Annotated in this window: 18 protein-coding genes, 1 rRNA gene and 1 other annotated feature; of the genes, 8 read left to right on the forward strand and 11 right to left on the reverse strand. The window is 54.6% G+C overall.

Features of this window, described 5'->3' with window-relative positions:
• Positions 1–55: 55 nt before the first annotated feature.
• Genes rseC through rseD form a run of 5 tightly spaced genes read right to left on the reverse strand, consistent with a single transcriptional unit; the run spans position 56 to position 2,804 of the window.
• Positions 56–532 (reverse strand): SoxR-reducing system protein RseC, encoded by a 477-nt coding sequence (rseC, locus tag FHC51_RS21980; protein WP_114385946.1) that lies wholly within the window; start codon positions 530–532, stop codon positions 56–58.
• The gene (rseB, locus tag FHC51_RS21985; RefSeq protein ID WP_103180757.1) at positions 529–1,482 is read right to left on the reverse strand and encodes a sigma-E factor regulatory protein RseB; all 954 of its coding nucleotides are present in this window, start codon (positions 1,480–1,482) and stop codon (positions 529–531) included. Before rseB ends, rseC begins: the two co-directional genes overlap by 4 nt.
• Entirely contained in the window at positions 1,482–2,132 is a 651-nt protein-coding gene (rseA, locus tag FHC51_RS21990) for an anti-sigma-E factor RseA (RefSeq protein WP_039029767.1), read from the reverse strand. Before rseA ends, rseB begins: the two co-directional genes overlap by 1 nt.
• A 31-nt stretch (positions 2,133–2,163) precedes the next feature.
• Positions 2,164–2,739, reverse strand: a complete 576-nt coding sequence (gene rpoE / locus FHC51_RS21995; protein WP_103824590.1) for an RNA polymerase sigma factor RpoE — start codon at positions 2,737–2,739, stop codon at positions 2,164–2,166.
• On the reverse strand, positions 2,736–2,804 hold the full coding sequence (rseD, locus tag FHC51_RS23125) for a rpoE leader peptide RseD (RefSeq protein WP_233212310.1): 69 nt from the start codon (positions 2,802–2,804) through the stop codon (positions 2,736–2,738). The genes rpoE and rseD overlap by 4 nt, the downstream gene beginning before the upstream one ends.
• 357 nt (positions 2,805–3,161) lie before the next feature.
• On the opposite strand from rseD, the gene nadB reads away from it, so the two are divergent.
• Complete coding sequence (gene nadB, locus FHC51_RS22005) at positions 3,162–4,781, forward strand: L-aspartate oxidase (protein WP_220436600.1); 1,620 nt, start codon at positions 3,162–3,164, stop codon at positions 4,779–4,781.
• Here the strand turns inward: nadB and FHC51_RS22010 are convergent.
• On the reverse strand, positions 4,766–5,503 hold the full coding sequence (locus FHC51_RS22010; protein ID WP_220436601.1) for a tRNA1(Val) (adenine(37)-N6)-methyltransferase: 738 nt from the start codon (positions 5,501–5,503) through the stop codon (positions 4,766–4,768). The genes nadB and FHC51_RS22010 overlap by 16 nt on opposite strands.
• Before the next feature lie 132 nt (positions 5,504–5,635).
• Between FHC51_RS22010 and srmB the strand changes: the two genes are divergently transcribed.
• Positions 5,636–6,964 carry an ATP-dependent RNA helicase SrmB gene (gene srmB, locus FHC51_RS22015; RefSeq protein ID WP_220436602.1) on the forward strand — a complete coding sequence of 443 codons (1,329 nt, stop codon included), beginning with the start codon at positions 5,636–5,638 and terminating at the stop codon, positions 6,962–6,964.
• Positions 6,965–7,015: 51 nt separating this feature from the next.
• Here the strand turns inward: srmB and grcA are convergent, their stop codons facing one another.
• Entirely contained in the window at positions 7,016–7,399 is a 384-nt protein-coding gene (gene grcA, locus FHC51_RS22020; protein WP_103824585.1) for an autonomous glycyl radical cofactor GrcA, read from the reverse strand.
• Positions 7,400–7,712: 313 nt separating this feature from the next.
• Here grcA and ung point away from each other — a divergent pair, with 313 nt between their 5' ends.
• Positions 7,713–8,402, forward strand: a complete 690-nt coding sequence (ung, locus tag FHC51_RS22025; protein WP_103180764.1) for a uracil-DNA glycosylase — start codon at positions 7,713–7,715, stop codon at positions 8,400–8,402.
• Between the two features lie 93 nt (positions 8,403–8,495).
• Here the strand turns inward: ung and FHC51_RS22030 are convergent, their stop codons facing one another.
• A complete protein-coding gene (locus FHC51_RS22030; protein ID WP_220436603.1) occupies positions 8,496–9,581 on the reverse strand; it encodes a tRNA/rRNA methyltransferase in 1,086 nt (361 codons plus the stop codon).
• 206 nt (positions 9,582–9,787) lie between these two features.
• On the opposite strand from FHC51_RS22030, the gene trxC reads away from it, so the two are divergent.
• From trxC to FHC51_RS22060, 5 genes are all read left to right on the forward strand, one after another.
• Complete coding sequence (gene trxC / locus FHC51_RS22035; protein WP_103180766.1) at positions 9,788–10,207, forward strand: thioredoxin TrxC; 420 nt, start codon at positions 9,788–9,790, stop codon at positions 10,205–10,207.
• A gap of 71 nt (positions 10,208–10,278) precedes the next feature.
• Entirely contained in the window at positions 10,279–10,977 is a 699-nt protein-coding gene (gene tapT, locus FHC51_RS22040) for a tRNA-uridine aminocarboxypropyltransferase (protein WP_220436604.1), read from the forward strand.
• A gap of 35 nt (positions 10,978–11,012) precedes the next feature.
• On the forward strand, positions 11,013–13,676 hold the full coding sequence (gene pat / locus FHC51_RS22045) for a protein lysine acetyltransferase (protein ID WP_220436605.1): 2,664 nt from the start codon (positions 11,013–11,015) through the stop codon (positions 13,674–13,676).
• A 110-nt stretch (positions 13,677–13,786) separates the two neighbouring features.
• Entirely contained in the window at positions 13,787–15,142 is a 1,356-nt protein-coding gene (gene pssA, locus FHC51_RS22055) for a CDP-diacylglycerol--serine O-phosphatidyltransferase (protein WP_114385940.1), read from the forward strand.
• Between the two features lie 31 nt (positions 15,143–15,173).
• Positions 15,174–15,509 carry a YfiM family lipoprotein gene (locus tag FHC51_RS22060; RefSeq protein WP_255584953.1) on the forward strand — a complete coding sequence of 112 codons (336 nt, stop codon included), beginning with the start codon at positions 15,174–15,176 and terminating at the stop codon, positions 15,507–15,509.
• On the opposite strand, the gene FHC51_RS22065 is transcribed toward FHC51_RS22060, so the two are convergent.
• From FHC51_RS22065 to rrf, 3 genes are all read right to left on the reverse strand, one after another.
• Positions 15,506–16,813, reverse strand: a complete 1,308-nt coding sequence (locus FHC51_RS22065) for an MFS transporter (RefSeq protein WP_220436606.1) — start codon at positions 16,811–16,813, stop codon at positions 15,506–15,508. The two genes, FHC51_RS22060 and FHC51_RS22065, sit on opposite strands and share 4 nt — an antisense overlap.
• Before the next feature lie 151 nt (positions 16,814–16,964).
• On the reverse strand, positions 16,965–17,420 hold the full coding sequence (locus tag FHC51_RS22070) for a DUF4385 domain-containing protein (RefSeq protein ID WP_220436607.1): 456 nt from the start codon (positions 17,418–17,420) through the stop codon (positions 16,965–16,967).
• 117 nt (positions 17,421–17,537) lie between these two features.
• Positions 17,538–17,653: ribosomal RNA gene (gene rrf, locus FHC51_RS22075) — 5S ribosomal RNA — on the reverse strand.
• 77 nt (positions 17,654–17,730) lie between these two features.
• Positions 17,731–19,146: a sequence feature (most likely nonfunctional fraction of RNA operon), on the reverse strand.

Below are 19,146 nucleotides of genomic sequence, written 5' to 3' on the forward strand. Positions count from 1 at the left end.
GCGAAGATCTGGCGTTTTCTTTTATGAGATGTAAATAAAACAAAGCCCGGTAACATCACCGGGCTTCTGAAGAGAGCGTGTCGACACGCAGCTGATCGGGTGGCAATCCGACGCTGAGAATAACGGGCTGCCACGCTTCACGCTCCGCAAGACGGGAGGAAAAGCCGCGCGCCAGTAAAAAGCCGCCCACGCCGCCCAGCGCTGCGCCGCACATCGCGGCGAGATCGGTCCCAAACAGCACCTGGAACAGCCCGCCAAGGGCAAACAGCCCCACCAGCGGGGAGAGATAGACCAGCATCGCCGAGCCAAGCAGGCTACCTTCAGCGATCCCTAACTCAACTTTTTGACCTTCCACCAGCGGCTCTGCGCTGGGCACGCTGATCGTGTGTGAGGTCTGCGGTCCAAGTTTGTTCAGCACCCGGCTGCCGCAACCGGCGCGGGAGGCGCAGCTGTTGCAGGATGCTTTGACATCGCAGCTGACCAGCGCGACGCCCTTATGCCATGAAACGACCGTTGCCCACTCTTTGATCATTGTGCAGCCCTGAATTTAATGCTGTCGGCAATACGTTTAGCGGTTTGCGGCGGCAGTTCACCGACAACGGTGATCTCTGCGTTATCCCGTATCGTGGTGCTGACGGTGCGACGCCCGGTACGCAACATCTGATCGGCACTGACCGGTGTTGCCCGGTTAATGTTCACCGAGAAGCTGAACAAGCCGTCGGAGTAAAGACGGGATTCAACCGGGGTATCGATGGTGGGCAGCTGGCGTCGACTGCTGGAGACTTCACTGAAGCCCTGCGGGATCCAGTTAGGCGCCCAGTTAAAGTTAACGTTATCCCCCGCCGGGACGGAGAGCAGCGGCGGCAGGTTAGCTTTTGCCAGATTCTGCATGCTGTTACCGACCTGATCGTCGATGGTAAAGGAGATCACCCGGAACTGCTCCAGCGTCTCACCATCCCGATCCAGCAGATCGACCCGCATTGGCAGTTTGGTCTCTGCATCCATCCAGACGATATAGCTGTAACGTGTTCCGTCTCTGGCGACCACCCGCAGCACCTCGCAGAGCCGATCGGCGATACGGGTACGTCCTACGGAGATGAAGTCGTAGTAAGGGGACAACCGTTTAAAATCGGTATAGATGAGCGAAGGCAGCGAATCAACAATGTAGTCGCCATTCAGCGTAAAGGGTTCGAGACCCGGCTCGAAATAGCTGATTTCATTGCCACGCTGCACAACTTCACGGCGCGGGCCATCCATCTGCAAAAGCTGGGCAAGAGGCTGTTTATCAAGACGGGCATGGCGATAGCGTAACGACTCTACACCTTGCTTATTGATACTGATAAAAGACAGCTCGTAGTTGAGTGACTGGCTGGCCTGGTTCATTTGCTGCAACAACGCCCCGGACGATACATCAGCCGAGGCGTTGACAGTGAACAACAGGCTACCCGCCATCAGAGACATGGCGCACCAAAGTTGCTTCATTACTGCGATTGCGTTCCTAAAGTTTGGTTTCCTGGCACTTGCACAGCAGCCTGCTGCGTTTGCGCCTGTTCAAACTGAAGCTGTTCAGAATGCAGACGACGCTGCAATTCATAATCCTGCAACATCGCATTGATACGACGGCGCTGCTCTTGAACCTGCTGCTGCTGACCGGCACCGGCCGAGGCATCAGAAGGAATACCCAGACTTACCGGGCTGGCTTTGCCCATCATCGGCAGTGTATTGAACACTGGCGCTTCTGGTTGCTGGCTCACTTCAGATTGAGTGTTATAGTGCTGGACGCCCACAATAACTGCAAGCGATACGCAAGCAGCCACACCCATTTGAGTCAGTTGACTCGCCCAGGGGCGCACTTTGTTCCAGAAAGGCATCTTCTGCCACAGGTGCGGTGCAGGTTGGGCTTCGGGGATGAGCGGGGTGGCCTGAGAAACAGGTTCGTTCTCTATGGCCGCCATTACGCGAGCTGAGATATCAAAATGGAGGACATCGCTGGTATCGCCGCGCAGAGTATCGCGAATGAGATGATAACTCTCCCAGGTTTTTTGCATCTCAGGAGAGCGAGAGAGCTCGTTGAGCATCTCACTGTCCAGCGTTTCACCATCCATCAAAGCGGAAAGTTGTTCTTTCTGCATGCCTAATACCTTTTCCAGTATCCCGCTATCGTCAACGCCTGATTAGCGGTTGAACTTTATTATCAATAGCTTCTCGCGCACGAAAGATCCGTGAGCGAACCGTACCGACCGGGCAATCCATGATAGCGGCTATCTCTTCATAGCTCAGGCCATCTAACTCCCGCAACGTAATTGCCATGCGTAAATCTTCCGGGAGCGACTCGATGGTGCGAAAAACTATTTGTCTCAGTTCTTCTGACAACATTAAGTTCTCAGGGTTCGAAATTTCTTTCAACGCACCGCCGCTTTCATAATTTTCAGCGTCGATAGCATCGACATCGCTTGAAGGCGGACGTCGGCCCTGAGCGACGAGGTAGTTCTTAGCCGTATTGACGGCAATACGATACAGCCAGGTATAAAAAGCACTATCTCCCCGGAAAGATTCCAGCGCACGATAGGCCTTAATGAAAGACTCTTGTACCACATCAGGAACATCCCCTGACGGTACATAGCGGGACACCAGACTCGCCACCTTATGCTGGTAGCGCACCACCAGTAGGTTAAAGGCTTTCTGATCTCCCTTCTGGACCCGTTCAACCAGAATCTGGTCCGTTAACTGCTCGCTCATCCGAGGTAAAGTCTCCCCAAACCTAAATTCCACGCGTTATCGAAACGCCACTCCAAACACTGCACTGTGAGCAAGCAGTTGCTTTGAGGGTCTTTATTTCAATTAGTTCCGTCACGCCTTTGTTTTTGTTAATCACGTCGCAGACTGTTCATTTTCTATCATTATAAGTCTGATACCGATACGTACCCAGTTTCTGCTAAGAAATGGTCTTTTACCGTTTGCAGGGTAACGCAAGACGGGCTTTATTTCACCACAAAATCTGTAGCTAACAATCTGCTACGCAAAATAATTTCGCCCTTTTTGTCCTTTATCTCTGTTCAGCCTCTGTTTAGTCATTGCAACTACTCTTAAAAAAAACGTGCGATTCATCGCATTCAGATGCTATGCTGGCCAAACACTGTTTAGTAAATTAAACACACATCATGAACGCAATTTCCGAACTCACCTGTGACGTACTGATTATCGGCAGCGGCGCCGCCGGCCTTTCACTGGCGCTACGACTCGCCCCACACCAGAAAGTGATTGTCCTCAGCAAAGGTCCTGTTAGCGAAGGTTCTACCTTCTATGCCCAGGGCGGAATTGCCGCGGTGTTTGATGAAACTGACAGTATCGACTCCCATGTCGAAGATACCCTGATTGCCGGTGGCGGCATCGTGGACCGACACGCGGCTGAATTTGTCGCCAGTAATGCCCGCCACTGCGTGCAATGGCTGATCGATCAGGGTGTGCTGTTTGATACCCACGTGCAGGCCAACGGAGAAGAGAGTTACCACCTGACGCGTGAAGGCGGACACAGCCATCGCCGGATCCTGCATGCCGCAGATGCCACCGGTAAAGCAGTCGAAACGACGCTGGTCAGCCAGGCGTTAAGCCATCCCAACATCCGGGTGCTGGAACGCAGCAACGCGGTGGATTTGATCATCTCCGATAAGATTGGTCTGCCGGGCACGCGGCGCGTTGTGGGAGCCTGGGTCTGGAATCGTAATAAAGAGAAGGTGGAAACCTGTCGGGCAAAATCGGTTGTACTGGCAACCGGCGGTGCCTCTAAGGTGTATCAGTACACCACCAACCCGGATATTTCCTCAGGGGACGGTATTGCCATGGCCTGGCGAGCGGGTTGTCGCGTGGCCAATCTGGAATTTAACCAGTTCCACCCCACTGCGCTATTCCACCCGCAGGCACGCAACTTCCTGCTGACCGAAGCGCTACGCGGTGAAGGCGCGCATTTAAAACGCCCGGATGGCACTCGCTTTATGCAGGATTTCGACGAGCGGGGCGAGCTGGCGCCGCGTGATGTTGTGGCCCGCGCTATCGATCATGAAATGAAACGCCTGGGCGTGGATTGCATGTATCTGGATATCAGCCATAAACCCGAAGCCTTTATTCGCCAGCACTTCCCTACCATCTATGAAAAACTGTTGGGGCTCGGCATCGACATCACCAAAGAGCCGATGCCGGTGGTGCCGGCGGCGCACTATACCTGCGGCGGCGTGATGGTTGACGATCATGGCCGGACCGACGTTGACGGTTTGTACGCTATCGGCGAGGTGAGCTACACCGGCCTGCATGGCGCGAACCGAATGGCATCAAACTCACTTCTGGAGTGCCTTGTGTACGGCTGGTCAGCGGCGGAAGATATCACGAAGCGCATGCCTTACGCCCGCCAGGCGGAAAATCTGCCGGACTGGGACGAAAGCCGCGTGGAGAACCCGGACGAACTGGTTGTGATCCAGCATAACTGGCACGAGCTGCGCCTCTTTATGTGGGATTACGTCGGCATTGTGCGCACCACCAAACGTCTGGAGCGCGCCCTGCGCCGTATTACCATGCTGCAGCAGGAAATTGATGAGTATTACGCCCATTTCCGCGTATCCAATAATTTGCTGGAACTGCGTAATCTGGTTCAGGTGGCGGAGCTGATTGTGCGCTGCGCAATGATGCGCAAAGAGAGCCGCGGTTTGCACTACACGCTCGACTACCCGGAGCAGCTTGAGCATTCCGGCCCGTCGGTGCTTTCACCGCTGGCTCACATAAATAAATAGAAGGGGTGGGTCAGCGCCGTGTAGCCATCGGAATAACGCTGATCTGGCCCACGTATCACCAGCCTGTCGCTGAAGCACTCTCCCTCTTTCGGCGACAGCGCCAGCAGCACCCGGTGCGGCAGCCTGCCGTCGGTTTCCGCAATATCGGTGCGCAGGCGTAAAAACCAGCCCATCTCCAGCGCGCTGGCAATAAATGCACTGCCTGCTCTCTCCGGTAACACCACGCAGAAAAATCCCTCTTCGGAGATCAACCCGGCGGCGCAGGCTAACAGCGCGCTATGATCGAGCGTGTCGGTATACCGGGCCTGCTCTCGCTGGGGTGTAGCACAGGCTACGCCCGGTTCAAAATAGGGAGGGTTGCTGACAATCAGGTCATAGCGAGCCGTTTGCTCTGGCGCCCAGGCAAGAACATCCGCACAATGGAGAGATACGCGCGAAGCCCAGGGGGATTCCGCTACGTTTTCCGCTGCCTGCTCAGCCGCCTGGGGATCCAGTTCAACCGCGTCAAGCGTGACGGAGTGTTCGGTACGCTGCGCCAGCATCAGGGCTAATAATCCGCTGCCGCTGCCAATGTCGAGGATACGTTTAACGCCTGCTACCGGTGCCCATGCCCCCAGTAAAATGCCATCAGTGCCGACTTTCATTGCACAGCGATCGTGGGCGACAAAGAACTGCTTAAAAGTAAAACCATCGCGGCGCAGCTGCGCTTTGAGTTGAGACATGTCAGAGCAACCTTCAAAGTGAAACGGGAGTAGCATAGGTGAAAGCGTAACGACGGAAAAGGGATATCCACACAAACAGATGAAGATTGCAGCCGTAACGTCTATAATCAGCGCCCCACACAGAGGTAGAACATGACTGTAACGACTTTTTCCGAACTTGAACTCGATGAAAGCCTTCTGGACGCGCTCCAGGAAAAAGGCTTCACACGCCCGACCGCTATTCAGGAAGCGGCAATTCCGCCTGCACTGGAGGGCCGTGACGTGCTCGGTTCTGCGCCAACCGGCACGGGTAAAACGGCAGCCTATTTGCTGCCTGCGTTGCAGCATCTGCTGGATTTTCCGCGTAAGAAATCAGGTCCGCCGCGTATTCTGATCCTCACCCCGACCCGTGAACTGGCGATGCAGGTTGCCGATCACGCGCGTGAGCTGGCGAAGAATACCCACCTGGATATCGCAACCATTACCGGCGGTGTGGCCTATATGAACCACGCCGAAGTATTCAGTGAGAACCAGGATATCGTCGTTGCGACGACCGGGCGTCTGCTGCAATACATCAAAGAAGAGAACTTCGACTGCCGTGCGGTTGAAACCTTAATTCTTGACGAAGCTGACCGTATGCTGGATATGGGCTTTGCGCAGGATATCGAACACATTGCCGGTGAGACCCGCTGGCGTAAGCAGACCATGCTCTTCTCCGCGACGCTGGAAGGCGATGCGATTAAAGATTTTGCCGAGCGTCTGCTGGAAGATCCGGTCGAGGTGTCTGCCAATCCATCCACGCGTGAACGCAAGAAGATCCATCAGTGGTACTACCGCGCCGATGATATTCAGCATAAAACCGCGCTGCTGATCCACCTGCTGAAACAGCCTGAAGCCACCCGCTCTATCGTCTTTGTACGGAAACGTGAGCGTGTGCACGAGCTGGCGACCTGGCTGCGTGAAGCGGGTATCAATAACTGCTATCTCGAAGGCGAGATGGTGCAGATTAAACGTAACGAAGCGATCAAACGTCTGACCGATGGCCGCGTGAACGTGCTGGTGGCGACCGACGTTGCAGCGCGCGGTATTGATATTCCTGATGTCAGCCACGTGTTTAACTTCGATCTGCCGCGCACTGCGGATACCTATCTGCACCGCATTGGCCGTACCGGCCGTGCCGGGCGTAAAGGGACAGCCATTTCGCTGGTCGAAGCGCATGACCATCTGCTGCTGCAAAAAATTGGTCGTTACGTTGAAGAGCCGCTGAAGGCCCGCGTGATCGACGAACTGCGTCCGAGCACCCGTGCGCCGAGCGAAAAAATGACGGGCAAACCGTCCAAGAAAGTGCTCGCTAAACGTGCCGAGAAAAAGGCGAAAGAGAAAGAGAAACCGCGCGTGAAGCAACGCCACCGTGATACTAAAAACGTGGGCAAGCGTCGTAAGCCTAGCGGCAGCACGCCGGTGACACAGAAAGAAGAGTAATAAAAAAGCCGGGTTAAAACCCGGCTTTTTTTATCTGTACGCGGGTAACGATTACAGGCTGGCAGTAAAGGTACGGGCAATAACGTCGCGCTGCTGTTCTGCAGTCAGTGAGTTAAAACGTACCGCGTAGCCAGAAACACGGATGGTCAGCTGCGGATATTTTTCCGGGTGCTTAACGGCATCTTCCAGCGTTTCACGACGCAGCACGTTAACGTTCAGATGCTGACCGCCTTCAACACGGACTTCAGGTTTGATTTCCATTGGGATTTCGCGGTATTCGAACTCGCCCAGCGCGTTAACCTGAACAACTTCATCTTCAGCAAAGCCTGCTTTTGCGCATACGCAGCGCGCTTCGCCTTTCTCGTTGTCCAGCAGCCAGAAAGAGTTCAGCAGGTCGTCGTTTGCAGCTTTAGTAATCTGGATACCAGTAATCATGTGATGTCTCCCTTACACTACAATATTGGGTGTCGCCCGTTCGTCCGGGCAATTGGTAAAACCATTGTTGCTTGAGTGTATATATATCAGTCAAACACTCGCTATTCCTTGACTTAAATCAATAAAAACCACACCAGAAAAAGGGTGATAACTGAAGATTATTGTTTTATATCAATTTTACCCTCGCACCGCCTTCAAAATTCTGTGTAAATTTTCAATATTTTTCAATGTAATGACATTTTTGGCTCACTAGTTTTGTTCCCTCGTCATATGCAGTTAAGCTAAAGACAGTGAAAATTCGCAGGAGAGCGAGATGACAGCACCTTTAACCTGGCACGACGTACTGGCCGATGAAAAAAAACAGCCTTACTTCGTTAATACTCTGAATACCGTTGCCGCGGAACGTCAGGACGGCATCACCATCTATCCGCCCCAGAAAGATGTGTTCAACGCCTTTCGTTTTACCGAGCTGGCGGATGTCAAAGTGGTGATCCTGGGACAGGATCCCTATCACGGACCGGGTCAGGCGCACGGCCTGGCGTTTTCTGTGCGTCCGGGCGTTGCCATTCCCCCTTCCCTGCTGAATATGTATAAGGAGCTGGAAGCCTCGGTGCCGGGGTTTACCCGCCCTTCACATGGTTACCTGGAAAGCTGGGCGCGTCAGGGTGTTCTGTTGCTCAACACCGTGCTGACGGTTCGTGCCGGGCAGGCCCATTCTCATGCCAGCCTCGGGTGGGAGACATTTACCGACAAGGTCATCAGCCTGATTAACCAGCACCGGGAAGGGGTGGTCTTTTTGCTCTGGGGATCGCATGCGCAGAAGAAAGGGTCGATCATTGATACTCAGCGCCATCATGTGCTGAAAGCGCCGCACCCGTCACCGCTGTCAGCCCATCGCGGCTTTTTTGGCTGCAATCATTTTGTGCTGGCGAATGAGTGGCTGGAGAAACAGGGCGAAACGCCGATTGACTGGATGCCGGAGTTACCGGCTGAAAGCGAGTAAGTTGTTGTAGGCCGGGTAAGGCGAAGCGGCCACCCGGCACATTTCCCGGCGGCGCTACGCTTGCCGGGCCTACGAACGACGAACAAAGCGGGATTATGCTTTGTTCTGACGCCACCATTCCGCCAGCAGAACGCCAGTCGCAACGGATACGTTGAGGCTTTCTACATTGCCGGTGCCATCGATAGAGACGCTCAGATCGGCGCTGGAGAGTGCCGCATCGGAGAGACCATCGCGCTCCTGACCCAACACCAGCACCATCTTACGTGGCAGTGTCGCTTTAAACAGCGGCGTGGTGCCTTTGTGGCTGGAGGTCGTCACAATGGCATAGCCCGCTTTACGGAACTGCTCAATGGCTTCCAGCACGCTGTCGCCGGTGATCGGCTGAACGTGCTCCGCGCCGCCTTCCGCCGTACGGATTGCTGCGCCGGATTCCAGCAGAGCCGCATCCTGCAGCAGAACGCCTTTCACGCCGAAGTGGGCGCAGCTGCGCATCATGGCGCCGAGGTTGTGCGGGTTACCCACGTCTTCCAGGGCCAGCACGCAGTCATCTTCGCCAGCCTGGCTGACCCACTGCTTAACGGTGGTACCGTTACGTTTCTTAATCAGGAAGCAGACGCCACCATGGTGTTCGGTGCCAGACGCTTTGGTGATCTCAGCATCGTCTACCACATGGTAGGCTTTGCGGTTGGCCGCCATCCAGCGCAGCGCTTCTTTGAAACGCGGCGTGACGCTCTGGATGAACCAGGCGCGCACGATGCAATCAGGACGGCTCTGGAACAGAGCCTGACAGGCGTTTTCGCCATAGACGCGCGTCTCTTCGGCACGCTGACGGCGGATCACTTCCGGATCGATAACCGTTTTACCGGCCATGCTGCCGTGATCGACGGGCGCAGTGGACTCGTCGCCCGGCGCGCGGGAGACGGTACGCCACGGTGAGGCGTCGCGGCTAAAGTCGTCGCGTTTGAAATCATCACGCTTACGGTCGTCACGTTTGCGGTCATCACCACGGCTATTTCTCTCATCGCGGGCGGGGCGACGGCCACCGTCTGCACGAGATGGCCCTGGACGCCCGCCACCTTTTCCGGTACGCGGATTTTGGGTGCGTTTATCAGAGTCATCGTCACTGCGGACATACATCACTTTGACCTTGCCGCTTTTGTTTTTCAGTTCGTCGTTCATGCTTTTCTCCACCAGCGCTGCGCGAAGCGCGCAGATTACCCGATGTCCCGGCGCATAGCCATTACTTCGTATAAAAGCCTGTGACTATTGTTCTCATTGAACAAAACGCATTGTTGTTTCAAACAGGGTCGTTGATAATATGTAACATATTGGAAACATAACCGGCATGTTGCCGATTTGTCCCCCTGCTCTACCTGAGGTTAGTTATGAATACCGTATGTGCCAACTGCCAGGCTCTTAACCGCATTCCGGAAGATCGCATTGATGACGGAGCAAAATGCGGACGCTGCGGTCATGAATTGTTCGATGGTGACGTGATTAATGCTACCGGCGAAACTCTGGATAAACTGCTGAAGGATGATCTGCCGGTTGTTGTCGACTTCTGGGCACCGTGGTGCGGCCCGTGCCGTAACTTTGCGCCGATCTTTGAAGATGTCGCCGAAGAGCGTAGTGGTAAAATGCGTTTTGTGAAAGTGAACACCGAAGCTGAGCGCGAACTGAGCTCCCGCTTCCGCATTCGTAGTATCCCGACCATTATGATTTTCAAAAATGGTGAAGTCGTCGATATGCTCAATGGTGCCGTTCCGAAAGCACCTTTTGACAGCTGGCTGAACGAATCCCTCTGACATTCCGGGGCACGTAACTTGTGCCCCGCTCTCGCCTCTGCGAGAATGGCGTTTTTTCTGCGCTCCTTCCCATGACTGATAACGCCGTACTGCAACTGCGCGCCGAACGCCTGGCGCGTGCGACTCGCCCTTTTCTTGCCCGTGGTAACCGCATTCGTCGCTGTCAGCGCTGTCTGCTGCCGCTCAGGCAGTGCCTCTGCGCGACGCTGGCGCCCAGCCATGCTCAAAGCCGTTTTTGTCTGGTGATGTTCGATACCGAACCGATGAAGCCCAGCAACACCGGGCGGCTGATCGCCGATATTCTACCGGATACCGCAGCCTTCCAGTGGTCACGCACTGCGCCACCTCAGGCGCTGCTCGATCTGGTCGCCAGTCCCGACTATCAACCGATGGTAGTGTTTCCGGCCTCCTACGCCGGTGAAACGCGTCAGGTGATTACCGCGCCCCCCGCCGGTAAACCGCCGCTGTTTATCATGCTGGATGGCACCTGGACCGAAGCGCGTAAAATGTTTCGCAAAAGCCCCTATCTGGATGCCCTGCCGGTGATCTCCGTCGATTTGTCACGCGTCTCGGCTTACCGGCTGCGTGAAGCCCACGCAGAAGGCCAGTATTGTACTGCCGAAGTGGCTATTGCCCTGCTGGATCTGGCGGGGGATGTCCAGGCGGCAGGCGCACTGGGCGATCACTTCTCACGCTTTCGCGAACGTTATCTGGCCGGAAAAACCATTCATAAGGGAAGCATCACAGCGGCGGAGCCGGAAAGCGTTTAAAATCATCAGGTCACTCGCCTTTTCAGGAGATCTGTATGAGCCAGCGCGGGCTAGAAGCCTTACTCCGCCCTAAATCCATTGCCGTGATTGGCGCGTCGATGAAGCCCGAACGCGCCGGTTATCTGATGATGCGTAACCTGCTTGCTGGCGGCTTTAACGGCCCGATACTGCCGGTCACCCCCGCGTATAAGGCGGTGCTGGGGGTCCTTGCCTGGCCGGATGTGGAGAGCCTGCCCTTCATTCCCGATCTCGCGGTGCTCTGTACCCACGCCCGACGTAACATCGCCCTGCTCGACGCGCTGGGGAAGAAGGGCTGCAAAACCTGCATTATTCTCTCTTCGCCCCCTGAACAGCAGGCGGAGCTGCTGGCCTGTGCGACGCGCTACCAGATGCGACTGCTGGGGCCAAACAGCCTGGGTCTGCTGGCACCGTGGCAGGGACTGAATGCCAGCTTTTCTCCCGTTCCGATACGTAAAGGCAAGCTGGCCTTTATCTCCCAGTCGGCGGCGGTCTCCAATACGATTCTCGACTGGGCCCAGCAGCGCGAAATGGGCTTTTCCTATTTCATCGCGCTGGGCGACGGTCTGGACATTGACGTTGACGAGCTGCTGGATTTTCTGGCGCGCGATAGCAAAACCAGCGCCATCCTACTCTATCTTGAGCATCTCAGCGACGCGCGTCGCTTCGTCTCGGCAGCCCGTAGCGCTTCACGCAACAAACCGATTCTGGTGATCAAAAGCGGGCGTAGCCCGGCCGCCCAGCGTCTTTTGCATTCACATTCAGGCATGGATCCGGCATGGGATGCCGCCATCCAGCGTGCCGGCTTGTTGCGTGTTCAGGACACCCACGAACTCTTTTCCGCTGTCGAAACGCTCAGCCATATGCGCCCGCTACGGGGGGAACGGCTGATGATCATCAGTAACGGCGCCGCACCGGCCGCGCTGGCACTGGACGAACTGTGGCTGCGTAACGGTAAGTTGGCCACCCTCAGCGAAGAGACAATACAGCGCCTGCGTGAAGCGTTACCGCCCGGCGTGGAGCCGGGTAATCCGCTCGACTTACGCGACGATGCCAGCAGCGAGCACTATCTCAGCGCACTCAATATCCTGCTGGACAGCCAGGACTTTGATGCCCTGATGGTCATTCACTCCCCTAGTGCCGTAGCCCCGGGCAGCGAAAGCGCTCGTGCGCTGATTGATATTGTGAAGAAGCATCCGCGCGGAAAGTATGTGTCGCTTCTGACTAACTGGTGCGGTGAATTTTCATCTCAGGAGGCGCGACGTCTCTTCAGCGAGGCTGGCCTCCCCACTTACCGTACCCCGGAAGGCACCATCACCGCTTTTATGCATATGGTGGAGTATCGGCGCAATCAGAAACAGCTGCGGGAAACGCCTGCCCTGCCGGGAAACCTGACCGCCAATACGGGTCATGCTCACGACCTGTTGCAGCGTGCCATTGATGACGGCGCGCGTTCGCTGGATACGCACGAGGTACAGCCGATCCTCACCGCCTATGGCCTGCATACGCTGCCCACCTGGATCGCCAGCGACAGCGCGGAAGCGGTGCATATCGCCGAGCAGATCGGTTATCCGGTAGCACTGAAACTGCGTTCGCCGGATATCCCGCATAAATCTGAAGTTCAGGGGGTGATGTTGTATCTGCGTACCGCGGCGGAAGTCCAGCAGGCGGCGGATGCCATTATCGATCGCGTTAAAATGGCCTGGCCCCAGGCGCGGATCCACGGCCTGCTGGTGCAGAGCATGGCTAATCGTGCCGGCGCGCAGGAGCTACGGGTGGTGGTGGAACACGATCCGGTCTTCGGCCCGCTGATCATGCTGGGCGAAGGGGGCGTGGAGTGGCGCCCTGAAGAGCAGGCGGTGGTGGCCCTGCCGCCTCTGAACATGAACCTGGCGCGTTATCTGGTGATTCAGGGGATTAAGAGCAAAAAGATCCGCGGACGCAGTGCCTTAAGACCGCTGGATATCGCCGCCCTGAGCCAGTTCCTGGTGCAGGTATCGAACCTGATTGTCGATAGCCCGGAAATCCAGCGTCTGGATATTCATCCTTTACTGGTATCCGGCAGCGAACTGACGGCGCTGGATGTGACGATGGATGTGGCGGCCTATACCGGCGATCGCGAAAGCCGGCTTGCTATCCGCCCTTACCCCCATCAGCTTGAAGAGTGGGTGGAGATGAAAAATGGCGAACTCTCGCTGTTCCGCCCTATCCTTCCTGAAGATGAACCCCAGCTTCAGCGCTTTATCGCTCAGGTCACAAAAGAAGATTTGTACTACCGCTACTTTAGCGAAATCAACGAATTTACCCACGAAGATTTAGCCAATATGACGCAGATCGACTACGATCGGGAAATGGCTTTTGTTGCCGTCCGACGCACTGAAGAGGGCGATGAAATCCTTGGCGTCACACGTGCCATCTCCGATCCTGATAACGTCGATGCGGAGTTTGCGGTGCTTGTCCGCTCCGATCTGAAAGGTCTGGGGCTGGGAAGACGATTACTCGAAAAGCTAATCAGTTATACGCGCGATCACGGACTGATCCGCCTCAATGGCATTACTATGCCTAACAACCGTGGCATGGTCGCCCTGGCGCGAAAGCTGGGCTTTACCGTTGATATCCAGCTTGAAGATGGGATCGTCGGATTGACTCTGCAGCTGATGCCATCAGGTAAACAAGAGTAAGGTACTGGAAATGTTGACCACTTTAAACGGCACTGGTGGTATGATTGCCCGCTTCTGTTGGCTGCATAGTCCATATAATCCTTCAATGAACAGAGAAGAAACGCACTGTGATGTTGTCCAAATTTAAGCGTAATAAACATCAACAACACCTTGCTCAACTACCGAAGCTTTCTCAGTCAGTTGATGATGTAGAGTTTTTTTATGCTCCCGCCGATTTTCGGGAGACGCTACTGGAAAAAATTGCCAGCGCAACGCATCGTATCTGCATTATCGCGCTTTATCTTGAACAGGATGAAGGCGGCAGCGCCATTTTACGCGCCGTGTACGAAGCCAAACGCCAGCGCCCTGAGCTGGATGTCCGTATCCTGGTCGACTGGCATCGCGCCCAGCGCGGTCGTATTGGCGCGGCTGCGTCCAACACCAATGCCGACTGGTATTGCCGCATGGCGCAGGAAAACCCCGGCGTAGATGTCCCCGTTTATGGTGTTCCGGTTAACACTCGCGAAGCTCTGGGCGTCCTCCATTTCAAAGGCTTTATCATTGATGACAGCGTGCTCTATAGCGGCGCGAGTCTGAACGACGTCTATCTGCATCAGCTGGATAAGTACCGTTACGATCGTTATCACCTGGTGCGTAATGCCCGCATGGCTGACGTCATGTTTGAGTGGGTGGACCAACATCTGGTGCATGGCCGCGGCGTAAATCGCCTCGACGATCCACAGCGACCAAAAAGCCCGGAGATCAAAAATGACATTCGCCTTTTCCGCCAGGAACTGCGCGATGCCATGTTCCATTTCCAGGGCGACGCCGATAATGAACAGCTTGCAGTGACCCCACTGGTCGGGCTGGGTAAATCCAGCCTGCTCAACAAGACCATCTTCCATCTGATGCCGTGTACAGAACATAAACTGACCATCTGTACACCGTACTTCAACCTGCCTGCGGTGCTGGTGCGTAACATCATTCAGCTGTTGCGCGACGGTAAAAAGGTGGAAATTATCGTTGGCGATAAAACCGCGAACGATTTCTTCATTCCTGAAGATCAGCCGTTTAAGATCATCGGCGCCCTGCCTTATCTCTATGAGATCAACCTGCGCCGCTTCCTGAGCCGCCTGCAGTACTATGTGAATACCGATCAGCTGGTTGTGCGTCTGTGGAAAGATGAAGATAACAGCTATCACCTGAAAGGCATGTGGGTTGATGATGAATGGATGCTGCTGACGGGCAATAACCTCAATCCACGCGCGTGGCGACTGGATCTTGAAAATGCGATTTTGATCCACGATCCCCGTCATGAGCTGGCTGCTCCGCGCGACCGTGAACTGGATCTGATCCGCACGCACACCACTGTGGTTAACCATTATCGCGATCTGCAAAGTATCGCTGACTATCCGGTGAAAGTGCGTAAGCTTATTCGCCGTTTACGTCGCATCCGAATCGACCGGTTGATTAGCCGCATCCTGTAATCTTCAGCCCTGTCATTGACGGGGCTTTTTTATGGAGGTCGTTGTGCGTTATTTGCTGTTAATGGGCTGTCTGGTTTTGGGCGGATGCAGCCATATGGCTCAGGATAGCTGGTCTGGTCAGGATAAGGCGCAACACTTTTTAGCCTCGGCGATGCTCTCGGCCGCAGGTAATGAATATGCCCAGCGCCAGGGCTACAGTCGCGACCGCAGCGCTGCATACGGCCTGATGTTTTCGGTCAGTCTGGGGGCGTCGAAAGAGCTCTGGGACAGCCGCCCGGCAGGGAGCGGCTGGAGCTGGAAAGATTTTGCCTGGGACATAGCCGGTGCGACTACCGGCTATGCCGTCTGGCAGATGGCGGATCATTAAAGACGCACGCCTTTCCCTTTGCGATGCAGCATTAAAGAGACAATAAATGCCAGCGCTCCCATCAGCGTGACGTACCAGAAAAAGATTGCCTCACTCCCCACCGATTTTAATGACAGGGCGACATATTCCGCTGAGCCGCCAAAGAGCGCGTTAGCCACCGCATAGGACAACCCAACGCCCAGTGCACGCACCTGAGCCGGAAACATCTCTGCCTTAAGAATGCCGCTGATCGAGGTGTAAAAACTGGCAATGACCAACGCGACCATCACCAGCGCAAAAGCGGCATAAGGGGATGTGACATGCTGGAGTGCAGTGAGAATGGGCACAGTACATATTGCCGACAACCCGCCGAAAATCAGCATTGAGCTACGACGACCGATTCTATCCGACAGCGCACCGATAATGGGCTGGATGAGCATAAAGACAAAGAGCGCCACTGTCATGACCATGCTCGCCACGTTAGCGTGCATACCCGTAGTATTAACCAGATACTTCTGCATATAGGTGGTGAAGGTATAGAAGGTGAGCGAACCGCCAGCCGTAAAGCCGAGCACCATTAAAAAGGCCTTCCGGTTACGCCATAAGCCTTTAAATGAACCTGCCTCTTTTAACGTTCTCACCTCTTTACGCGACGTTTCGTCGAGCTGACGGCGTAACCACAGCGCCACAATGGCAAGGAGGGCGCCAAGCGCAAAAGGAATACGCCATCCCCAGGCACGGAGATCTTCATCACTCAGAACCTGTTGCAGGATCACGACGGCCAGAATAGCCAGGAGCTGTCCCCCGATCAGGGTGACGTACTGAAATGAGGCATAAAAACCTTTACGCCCTTCCACGGCAACTTCACTCATATATGTCGCGCTTGTGCCATATTCCCCCCCAACGGAAAGTCCCTGGAACAAACGCGCCAACAGCAGTAAGGCTGGAGCCCAAGTGCCGATAGTGTCATAGCCCGGCAGACAGGCGATAACCAGGGAACCGAAACACATCATGCAGACGGAGATCAGCATGGACGTTTTTCGCCCCTTTCGATCGGCAATACGCCCAAAGAGCCAGCCGCCGATTGGACGCATCAAAAAGCCTGCTGCGAAAACACCTGCAGTTTGCAGAAGCTGGGTCGTGGTATTGCCGGATGGGAAGAAGATATGGGCAAAATAGAGCGAGCAAAACGAGTAAACGTAAAAGTCGAACCATTCAACCAGATTGCCTGAAGATGCACCGACGATTGCCCAAATCCTGCGGCGAGTCTCGTCCTCTGCCAGTTTTTTACTATCCGTATCTGTACTTGCTACGGTTTCTGTCATTTTAAATCCCCTGTCTTACAATGCGGGCCAAAGCACCCACTCCAGTAAAACCAGATTTAAAATTTAACGTTAGGTAAAATAATTGTTTCTATTATGTTTCATTTGGTTTTGTTATCTGGATCACAAAATGAATCCTGTCTGGATAACATTATCACCCCCACTTTTTTTGATGCGCTTGTTTTCGTTGTAAATAATCCTCATCAGCGCGAATTTTATCCCACCATCCTTTGAAAACTTTTGCGGCTTCGGCTTTGACGGGATCGTGATCCAGCGGGCGCACATTACGTTCATCATCGTACTTTTTTCCGCCTTTATGGTTGGCGTAGCGTCTGGCGCGGGTATATCCCATCTGGATAAATTTTCTGGCCATATCCATGCCCACAAAATCGTCTTGCTGACGGTATTGCTCAAAGAGTGCGTATATTTCCTGCGCAGATTTTGTCGCAACCTCAGCATTTTTGTATCGCCAGTAGGGCAGAATTTCGCTTTTGTAAGGTTCAACCAGCAGAACGCCTTGCTCTCCCCGCCCTACCTGATAAAGCTCAGGATGGTCGCGAAAGTTTATGTTGGCGAAATCTTGTTGGTAGTTAAAAGAGGGGTTCGGCAAAATAACCTCGCTGACGATGCGTATCTTGTTATTTTAGCCAGAGATTGTTGATTGTGCCCGCCAGGGTGGAAAAGCAAAAAACCCCGTACCTTGCGGTACGGGGTTTCTTTAATTGATGCCTGGCAGTTCCCTACTCTCGCATGGGGAGACCCCACACTACCATCGGCGCTACGGCGTTTCACTTCTGAGTTCGGCATGGGGTCAGGTGGGACCACCGCGCTACAGCCGCCAGGCAAATTCTGTAATCTGTATCAGCTGAAAATCTTCTCAAACCCACCGAAACAGCTTCGGCGTTGTAAGGTTAAGCCTCACGGTTCATTAGTACCGGTTAGCTCAACGCATCGCTGCGCTTACACACCCGGCCTATCAACGTCGTCGTCTTCAACGTTCCTTCAGGACCCTTAAAGGGTCAGGGAGAACTCATCTCGGGGCAAGTTTCGTGCTTAGATGCTTTCAGCACTTATCTCTTCCGCATTTAGCTACCGGGCAGTGCCATTGGCATGACAACCCGAACACCAGTGATGCGTCCACTCCGGTCCTCTCGTACTAGGAGCAGCCCCCCTCAATTCTCCAGCGCCCACGGCAGATAGGGACCGAACTGTCTCACGACGTTCTAAACCCAGCTCGCGTACCACTTTAAATGGCGAACAGCCATACCCTTGGGACCTACTTCAGCCCCAGGATGTGATGAGCCGACATCGAGGTGCCAAACACCGCCGTCGATATGAACTCTTGGGCGGTATCAGCCTGTTATCCCCGGAGTACCTTTTATCCGTTGAGCGATGGCCCTTCCATACAGAACCACCGGATCACTATGACCTGCTTTCGCACCTGCTCGAGCCGTCACTCTCGCAGTCAAGCCAGCTTATGCCATTGCACTAACCTCCTGATGTCCGACCAGGATTAGCTGACCTTCGTGCTCCTCCGTTACTCTTTAGGAGGAGACCGCCCCAGTCAAACTACCCACCAGACACTGTCCGCAACCCGGTTCCCTACTCTCGCATGGGGAGACCCCACACTACCATCGGCGCTACGGCGTTTCACTTCTGAGTTCGGCATGGGGTCAGGTGGGACCACCGCGCTACAGCCGCCAGGCAAATTCTTGGTGCTCTGTACGCAATACTTTATCGCATCAGCCGCGTTGGCCGCGCTCGTAAAGTCAGTCACATACTTCAGTATGCTCCTTCCTTTCCTTCGCTTGCCGCCTTGCTGCTGCGCAAACTATTGTGTACTTAACTCTGAATCAATGCTGAAAATCTTCTCAAACCCACCGAAACAGCTTCGGCGTTGTAAGGTTAAGCCTCACGGTTCATTAGTACCGGTTAGCTCAACGCATCGCTGCGCTTACACACCCGGCCTATCATTGCACTAACCTCCTGATGTCCGACCAGGATTAGCTGACCTTCGTGCTCCTCCGTTACTCTTTAGGAGGAGACCGCCCCAGTCAAACTACCCACCAGACACTGTCCGCAACCCGGATTACGGGTCCACGTTAGAACACCAGCCATTAAAGGGTGGTATTTCAAGGACGGCTCCAACGGGTCCACGTTAGAACACCAGCCATTAAAGGGTGGTATTTCAAGGACGGCTCCATGCAGACTGGCGTCCACACTTCAAAGCCTCCCACCTATCCTACACATCAAGGACCAGTGTTCAGTGTCAAGCTATAGTAAAGGTTCACGGGGTCTTTCCGTCTTGCCGCGGGTACACTGCATCTTCACAGCGA

It is taken from the genome of Leclercia sp. EC_58, assembly GCF_019584355.1.
Lineage (GTDB): Bacteria > Pseudomonadota > Gammaproteobacteria > Enterobacterales > Enterobacteriaceae > Enterobacter.

Excerpts from the sequence above, each read along its gene's own strand:
- rseC (WP_114385946.1), bottom strand. The coding sequence starts at position 532 with ATGATCAAAGAGTGGGCAACGGTCGTTTCATGGCATAAGGGCGTCGCG.
- rseB (WP_103180757.1), bottom strand. The coding sequence starts at position 1,482 with ATGAAGCAACTTTGGTGCGCCATGTCTCTGATGGCGGGTAGCCTGTTG.
- rseA (WP_039029767.1), bottom strand. The coding sequence starts at position 2,132 with ATGCAGAAAGAACAACTTTCCGCTTTGATGGATGGTGAAACGCTGGAC.
- rpoE (WP_103824590.1), bottom strand. The coding sequence starts at position 2,739 with ATGAGCGAGCAGTTAACGGACCAGATTCTGGTTGAACGGGTCCAGAAG.
- nadB (WP_220436600.1), top strand. The coding sequence starts at position 3,162 with ATGAACGCAATTTCCGAACTCACCTGTGACGTACTGATTATCGGCAGC.
- FHC51_RS22010 (WP_220436601.1), bottom strand. The coding sequence starts at position 5,503 with ATGTCTCAACTCAAAGCGCAGCTGCGCCGCGATGGTTTTACTTTTAAG.
- srmB (WP_220436602.1), top strand. The coding sequence starts at position 5,636 with ATGACTGTAACGACTTTTTCCGAACTTGAACTCGATGAAAGCCTTCTG.
- grcA (WP_103824585.1), bottom strand. The coding sequence starts at position 7,399 with ATGATTACTGGTATCCAGATTACTAAAGCTGCAAACGACGACCTGCTG.
- ung (WP_103180764.1), top strand. The coding sequence starts at position 7,713 with ATGACAGCACCTTTAACCTGGCACGACGTACTGGCCGATGAAAAAAAA.
- FHC51_RS22030 (WP_220436603.1), bottom strand. The coding sequence starts at position 9,581 with ATGAACGACGAACTGAAAAACAAAAGCGGCAAGGTCAAAGTGATGTAT.
- trxC (WP_103180766.1), top strand. The coding sequence starts at position 9,788 with ATGAATACCGTATGTGCCAACTGCCAGGCTCTTAACCGCATTCCGGAA.
- tapT (WP_220436604.1), top strand. The coding sequence starts at position 10,279 with ATGACTGATAACGCCGTACTGCAACTGCGCGCCGAACGCCTGGCGCGT.
- pat (WP_220436605.1), top strand. The coding sequence starts at position 11,013 with ATGAGCCAGCGCGGGCTAGAAGCCTTACTCCGCCCTAAATCCATTGCC.
- pssA (WP_114385940.1), top strand. The coding sequence starts at position 13,787 with ATGTTGTCCAAATTTAAGCGTAATAAACATCAACAACACCTTGCTCAA.
- FHC51_RS22060 (WP_255584953.1), top strand. The coding sequence starts at position 15,174 with ATGGAGGTCGTTGTGCGTTATTTGCTGTTAATGGGCTGTCTGGTTTTG.
- FHC51_RS22065 (WP_220436606.1), bottom strand. The coding sequence starts at position 16,813 with ATGACAGAAACCGTAGCAAGTACAGATACGGATAGTAAAAAACTGGCA.